Annotated in this window: 6 protein-coding genes; 3 read left to right on the plus strand and 3 right to left on the minus strand. The window is 72.0% G+C overall.

The window, feature by feature from the left end; translation table 11 throughout:
* Positions 1–19 precede the first annotated feature (19 nt).
* Positions 20–781: a MerR family transcriptional regulator gene (locus HZS56_RS14815; RefSeq protein WP_216721187.1), complete on the plus strand. Its 762-nt coding sequence runs from the start codon at positions 20–22 to the stop codon at positions 779–781.
* 21 nt (positions 782–802) lie between these two features.
* On the opposite strand, the gene HZS56_RS14820 is transcribed toward HZS56_RS14815, so the two are convergent.
* Complete coding sequence (locus tag HZS56_RS14820; protein ID WP_216721188.1) at positions 803–1,168, minus strand: YbjQ family protein; 366 nt, start codon at positions 1,166–1,168, stop codon at positions 803–805.
* Between the two features lie 134 nt (positions 1,169–1,302).
* Between HZS56_RS14820 and HZS56_RS14825 the strand changes: the two genes are divergently transcribed.
* Positions 1,303–2,214: a DedA family protein gene (locus HZS56_RS14825; RefSeq protein ID WP_216721189.1), complete on the plus strand. Its 912-nt coding sequence runs from the start codon at positions 1,303–1,305 to the stop codon at positions 2,212–2,214.
* A gap of 14 nt (positions 2,215–2,228) precedes the next feature.
* Here HZS56_RS14825 and HZS56_RS14830 read toward each other — a convergent pair whose 3' ends face one another.
* Positions 2,229–3,935, minus strand: coding sequence for a threonine/serine exporter family protein (locus tag HZS56_RS14830; protein WP_216721190.1), 1,707 nt, complete (start codon positions 3,933–3,935; stop codon positions 2,229–2,231).
* A gap of 124 nt (positions 3,936–4,059) precedes the next feature.
* Positions 4,060–4,551, minus strand: a complete 492-nt coding sequence (locus tag HZS56_RS14835) for an inorganic diphosphatase (protein ID WP_061446956.1) — start codon at positions 4,549–4,551, stop codon at positions 4,060–4,062.
* A 190-nt stretch (positions 4,552–4,741) separates the two neighbouring features.
* On the opposite strand from HZS56_RS14835, the gene dacB reads away from it, so the two are divergent.
* Positions 4,742–6,346, plus strand: coding sequence for a D-alanyl-D-alanine carboxypeptidase/D-alanyl-D-alanine endopeptidase (gene dacB, locus HZS56_RS14840; protein ID WP_507227380.1), 1,605 nt, complete (start codon positions 4,742–4,744; stop codon positions 6,344–6,346).
* Positions 6,347–6,621 lie beyond the last annotated feature (275 nt).

Below are 6,621 nucleotides of genomic sequence, written 5' to 3' on the forward strand. Positions count from 1 at the left end.
CAGAGGAAGGAGCGCGGAAGTGAGCTACTCCGTGGGACAGGTTGCCGGATTTGCCGCGGTGACGGTGCGCACCCTGCACCACTACGACGAGATCGGCCTGCTCGTACCCGGCGAGCGCAGCCACGCGGGGCACCGGCGCTACAGCGACGCCGACCTCGACCGGCTGCAGCAGATCCTGTTCTACCGCGAGCTCGGCTTCCCGCTCGACGAGGTCGCCGCCCTGCTCGACGACCCGGCCGCGGACCCGCGTGCGCACCTGCGCCGCCAGCACGAGCTGCTGACCGCCCGGATCGAGAAGCTGGAGAAGATGGCGGCGGCCGTGGAGCAGGCCATGGAGGCACGCAGCATGGGCATCAACCTCACGCCCGAGGAGAAGTTCGAGGTCTTCGGCGACTTCGACCCCGACCAGTACGAGGAGGAGGTCCAGGAACGCTGGGGCGGCACCGACGCCTACCGGCAGTCCAGGGAGAAGACCGCCTCGTACACCAAGGAGGACTGGCAGCGCATCCAGGACGAGGCCGACGAGCTCACCCGGCGCTTCGTCGCCCTGCTGGACGCCGGTGAGCCCGCCGACTCCGAGGCGGCCATGGACGCCGCCGAGGACCACCGGCAGGGCATCGCCCGCAACCACTACGACTGCGGGTACGAGATGCACACCTGCCTGGGCGAGATGTACGTGTCGGACGAGCGGTTCACGCGGAACATCGACACCGCCCGGGAGGGCCTCGCCGTCTACCTGCGCGACGCGATCCTCGCGAACGCCGTCCGCCACACCCCCTGAGCGGTGGCCGTGGCCCGGGTCTCACTCCCGGGCCACGACCACCGCCGTCCCGTACGCGCACACCTCGGTCCCCACGTCCGCGGCCTCCGTCACGTCGAAGCGGAAGGCGAGGACCGCGTTGGCGCCCCGCGTGCGCGCCTGTTCGACGAGCCGCTCCATCGCCTCGTTGCGGGTCTCGACCAGTGTCTTGGTGAGTCCGCGCAGCTCACCGCCGATCATCGACTTCAGCCCGGCACCGATCTGGCTCCCCAGGTGCCGGGAGCGCACGGTCAGTCCGAAGACCTCCCCGAGCACCTCCTGCACGCGGTGACCCGGCAGTTCGTTCGTGGTCACGACGAGCACCTCGGGCTGCGGGCCCTGTCCGCCGCCGTATTCTTCAATACCCATGGTTCTCAGGCTTCCCCGGGGAACGTCACAGCGCACCCCCAGAAGCCCCGTGGAACCTGGGACACCGCGGCTGCGTTGTACGTTTGGGCAGCCAGGTCCAGCCCGCCTCCCCCAGCAGCAGGAGCCACAATCCCGTGACCACCCTTGCGCTCGGTCCCGAGTGGATCAGCCCGGACTATCTGATCGAGACGTTCAGTCTCCCGGGCATCCTGCTCATCGTCTTCGCCGAGTCCGGACTCTTCGCGTTCCTGCCCGGCGACTCGCTGCTGTTCACCGCGGGGCTCTTCGTCGCCCAGGGCGAGTACATCAGCCAGCCGCTGTGGCTGGTGTGCACCCTGATCGTGGCCGCCGCCGTCATCGGCGACCAAGTCGGCTACATGATCGGCAAGTTCTTCGGCCCCAAGCTCTTCAGCCGCCCCAACTCCAAGCTCTTCAAACAGGAGAACCTGGAGAAGGCGCACGAGTTCATGGAGAAGTACGGCCCCAAGGCGATCGTCCTGGCCCGTTTCGTGCCCATCGTGCGCACCTTCGCGCCCATCGTGGCGGGCGCCGGCCGCATGCAGTACCGCACCTTCCTCACGTACAACGTCATCGGCGGCGTGGCCTGGGGCACCGGCGTCACCCTCGCGGGCTACTGGCTCGGACAGATCGAGTTCATCCGGACCAACGTCGAGGCCATCCTCGTCCTGATCGTCGTCGTCTCGGTGGTGCCGATCGCCATCGAGTACCTGCGGGAGCGCAAGAAGAAGCAGCGCGCCGCGGCGGCCGCACCGGCGGCCGCCCAGCAGCAGCCCCAGCACCCGGTCATGGACGACGCGACGACCCAGCTCCGCCGCGTGGACCCGTACCAGCAGCCGCAGCAGCCGCAGCAGCACCAGCAGCCCCAGCAGCAGTACGGCCAGGGCTACGGCAACCACCCGGGCCAGGGCCAGAACCAGGGCTATGGCGGGCAGCCGTACGCCCAGCAGTACCCGCAGGGCTACGGCGGGCAGCAGCCGTACGGCGACCAGCAGGGCGAGCAGTACCCCTACCACCAGGGCCGCTGAGACGGGCCCCCGTTCTAGAACCCCCGGGTCCGCTTCGCCGCCCGCCTGCTCGCGGCATCAGCGCCCGGCACCCGCAGGAACAGCCGGGAGATCTCGCCACCGAGGTTCACCCCGATCGCGATGGCCATCGCCAGCGCCACCGCCGTGGACAGGGACACCAGCCCCCTGTCCACCTCGTTCTGCGCGATGGCCAGCAGCCCGAAGTACGTCGCCGAACCGGGCAGCAGCGGACCGATCGCCGCGGTCGTGTACGGCAGCGCCGACGCGAACCGGTACCGGGACATCAGCTGCCCGAACAGGCCCACCAGCCCGGCCGCGGCGGCCGTGGAGGCCACCGGCGAGATGTCGCCCACGAGGTGCATGGCGCCGTACACGCTCCAGGCGACGCCGCCGTTCAGGGTCACCGCGAGGACGGTGGATCGTTCCTGCTGGAGCAGGATCGCGAAGGCCAGCGACAGCAGCATCGACGCGCCGATCTGGACCAGTGGCTCGTCGCCCTGGCCCAGCGCGGCGTCCGGATTCAGCTCGGCGCCGAGCTGCACGCCGAAGTACAGCACCACCAGCACCCCGGCGACGATGCTGACGAAGAAGTACATGACCTCCAGCAGGCGCGCGGAGGCGGTGATGTAGAAGCCGGTCAGGCCGTCCTGCACGCCCGCCACCAGCGCCCGCCCCGGCAGCAGGGCGAACAGGCCACCGGTGATGACCGCGGACGCCGCCACGTGGACGTCGGTGAGGGTGAGCGCGATGCCGATCGCGGCGGGCGGCATCGCGGCGACCGCGAACTGGTAGAACTCCGGCAGCCCGCGCCCCGCGCACAGCCAGGCCAGCCGGTCGCCGAGCATCGACCCGAGCATCGCCGCGACGAACACCGTCGGCCCGCCGCCCACCAGGACCGAGGCCGCTCCCGCGAGCAGACCGCTCGCCGTGGTCAGCACCCAGGTGGGATACGGGTGCCGGTTGCGGCGGATCTCCGCGAGGCGCCGGTAGGCCTCCTCCAGGGAGATGTTCGTCTCGCTGTCGCTGAGGTCGTCCACCAGCTGGAAGACGGCCGCCAGCCGGGTGTAGTCGGTGCCGCGGCGGCGCACCGTCCGCGACGCCGTGACCGGGTCGTCGACCAGGGACGGCTGGTAGGAGATCGACAGCAGGGTGAAGGTGACGGTCGGTTCGCAGCGGTCGAGGCCGTAGGACCGGCAGACGGCGAACATCGCCGCCTCCACGTCCTCGGCCCCCTCACCGCCCGCCAGCAGCAGCTCCCCGATACGCAGCGTCAGGTCGAGCACACGCGGCACCGCGGGACCGGTGTCGTCGTCGTGCTTCTGCGACGGCTCGGGCGCGGGCCGCTCGGCCACCGGCATGCGCAGCATGGCCCGCATCCGGTCCTGCCAGGGCACGTCCGTCAGGTTCACCGCGGGGAAGCCGCTCGCCGGGGTGAAGGCGGTGGGCGCGGTCCAGGCGCTGTGCGTGCTGGGCAGGGTGAACGCCGAGCCCTCGGCGTCCGCGGGCGCGGCCGGCGGCGCCTCCAGCCCGTCGGGCAACGAGAACTCCGAGGTCGTCTCGGACTCCGTGCCCGTCTGCCGCTGGAAGGCGAGCCCCTGCGGGATCTCGAACTCGGACGTCGTCGACGACTCGCCGTCGATCGATGCCGCGAACCCACTGGGCTGCCGGAAGGCACTGCGGGCCTCGTCCGACTGCGGCTTGTGGTCCTCCGCCTCCGTCACCTGCGCAACGCTCCGCTCCCTGGTACGAACTCACCCTCCTGTTGACCTCAGTATGCGCACCCAAACGCGAACGGGCCGCACGTGTGTACGTGCGGCCCGTCCGGTTCCGTTCGTTCCAGGGTGCTCAGTGGCCGCCCTGGTCCTTGAAACGCTTGTAGGACCGCTCGATCTCGGCCTCCGCGTCGCTGCGGCCGACCCAGTCGGCGCCCTCGACGGACTTGCCGGGCTCCAGGTCCTTGTAGACCTCGAAGAAGTGCTGGATCTCCAGGCGGTCGAACTCCGAGACGTGGTGGATGTCACGCAGGTGCTCCACACGCGGGTCGGTCGACGGCACGCACAGCAGCTTGTCGTCGCCGCCGGCCTCGTCCGTCATCCGGAACATGCCGATCGCGCGGCAGCGGATGAGGCAGCCCGGGAAGGTCGGCTCGTCCAGGATGACCAGCGCGTCCAGCGGGTCGCCGTCCTCGCCGAGGGTGTTCTCGACGAAGCCGTAGTCGGTCGGGTAGGCGGTCGAGGTGAACAGTCGGCGGTCCAGGCGGATACGACCGGTCTCGTGGTCCACCTCGTACTTGTTCCGCGAACCCTTCGGGATCTCGATCGTGACGTCGAACTCCACCGGACGCTCCTCCATGATCAGCACATAGTTCTGGTGGTTAAGTGTCCCTCACGCCGGTGTGTGATCGCGAAAGGGGCTGGTGGTCGTGCCGGAGCTGGGGCCTTGGCGGGCCGCGAGAGGGCGCGCGGCGCGTGCCGCACGCGCCGTACGACCGCGTCTCGCCCACGCGGCACGGACCGCCTCTCCGCGGATCACGCGGGCGGCGCGGTCCGCGAAACCGCAGCTCACGCGGGTCGCGCAAGCCGCGAAGCCGCAGCTCGCACGGGCCACACGGTCCGCGAAGCCGCAGCTCGCGCGAGTCGTACGCGCCACGAAGCCGCAGCTCACGCGGGTCGCGCGAGCCACGACACCGCAGCTCGCGCGGATCACGAGGCCGAAGACCTGGCAGTACACCGCCGGTGCCGCCACCGCCGGACTGGCCCTCGCCGTCGGTGTGGCGACCGCCGCGGGCCCCTGGGACTCCACGGGTCAGCGTACGGCCGAGCGGGACCGGGTCGTCGCACAGGAACGCACGGGTGGCGCAGATCACGACGGCGGGATCGGCGCTGCGGGCGCCCCCCGCCCCGCGCCCTCCGCGGGAGCCGTCCTGACCGCCCTCGGCGGCACCGCCACGCGCGGCGGCGGCACCGAGGCGGACCCGGCCGACGGGGCGGCCCTCGCCGACGTCCTCGACCCCCTCCTGAAGGACCCCGCGCTGGGCGCGCACCGCGCGGCGTCCGTCGTCGACCTGACCACCGGTGAGCGCCTGTACGGCCTCGGCGGCGACGCGCCCCTCGTGCCCGCCTCCACCACGAAGATCGCCACCGCCGTCGCCGCCCTCAGCGCCCTCGGCCCCGACCACCGCCTCACCACCCGCACCGCCCTGGAGGCGGACACCGGCGAGCTGGTCCTGGTCGGCGGCGGCGACCCCACCCTCACCGCCCGCGAGGACGCCCGGGGCCTCGCCAGCCTGCGCACCCTCGCCGAGAAGACGGCCGCGGCACTCAAGAAACGGGACGTGCGCAAGGTGACGCTGTCGTACGACACGACGCTCTACGCCGGTGAGGAACTGCACCCGATCGGGGTCAACGAGAACCTCGCCCCCGTCACCGCCCTCATGGCCGACGAGGCCCGCACCGACGACTCCACCAGCGGCCCCGCCCCGCGCGTCGCGGACCCGGCCGACGCCGCCGCCCGCGCCTTCGCCGGGTTCCTCGGACAGCACGGCGTCACCGCGTCCGCCCCCGGCCCCTCCAAGGCCACCGGCCGCGCCGACACCCTCGCCACCGTCTCCTCGCCCCCGCTGTCCGCCCTGGTCGAGCGGATGCTGACCACCAGCGACAACGACCTCGCCGAGGCCCTGGCCCGCCACACCGCCGTGGCGGGCGGCCGGACCGCCGACTTCGAGGGCGGGTCCGCCGCCGTGGGGGAGCGGCTGAAGCGGCTCGGCCTGCCGGTGAGCGGCGCACGGTTCCACGACGGCAGCGGCCTGGACCGCACCGACCTGGTCACCGCCGACCTCCTCACCGCGCTGCTGGCCGAGGCCGCCGACCCGGCCCGCCCCCAGCTCCGTGCGGTCCTCACCGGCCTGCCCGTCGCCGGCTTCACCGGCACGCTGGCCGGCCGCTACACGGACGGGGCAGCGGGCCTGGTCCGCGCCAAGACCGGCACCCTGACGGGCGTCAACACCCTCGCCGGCACGGCCACCACCCCCGACGGCCACGTCCTGGCCTTCGCCTTCCTGGCCAACGACACCACGGACCCCTGGACGGCCCAGTCCACCTTGGACAAGGCAGCAACGAGCCTGACGTCGTAGCTGCGGGCAGCCGCGTGCCGCCCCAGCTGCGGGCAATCGTGCCTCCCCCAGTGCCTGAACGGCCTGGGAGGTACCCCCAGGGCGATGGGGGTCCCCCCGCTCGAGCGAAGCCGAGAGTGGGGGAGGGTGGGCGCTGGGGGTACCCCCTCTGGGGGAGGCACCCCGCGAACGCGGCGAGTGACACGCCGGTACCTCAGCAGCAGCGCGGGGTACGCCGGAGAACGCCGGTACGTCAGCAGCAGCGCGGGGTACGCCGGTACGTACGTCAGGGACAG

The organism is Streptomyces mayonensis (assembly GCF_018982965.1).
Classification (GTDB): domain Bacteria; phylum Actinomycetota; class Actinomycetes; order Streptomycetales; family Streptomycetaceae; genus Streptomyces; species Streptomyces mayonensis.

Coding starts and splice junctions, on each gene's coding strand:
- HZS56_RS14820 (WP_216721188.1), bottom strand. CDS start 1,168: ATGGGTATTGAAGAATACGGCGGCGGACAGGGCCCGCAGCCCGAGGTG.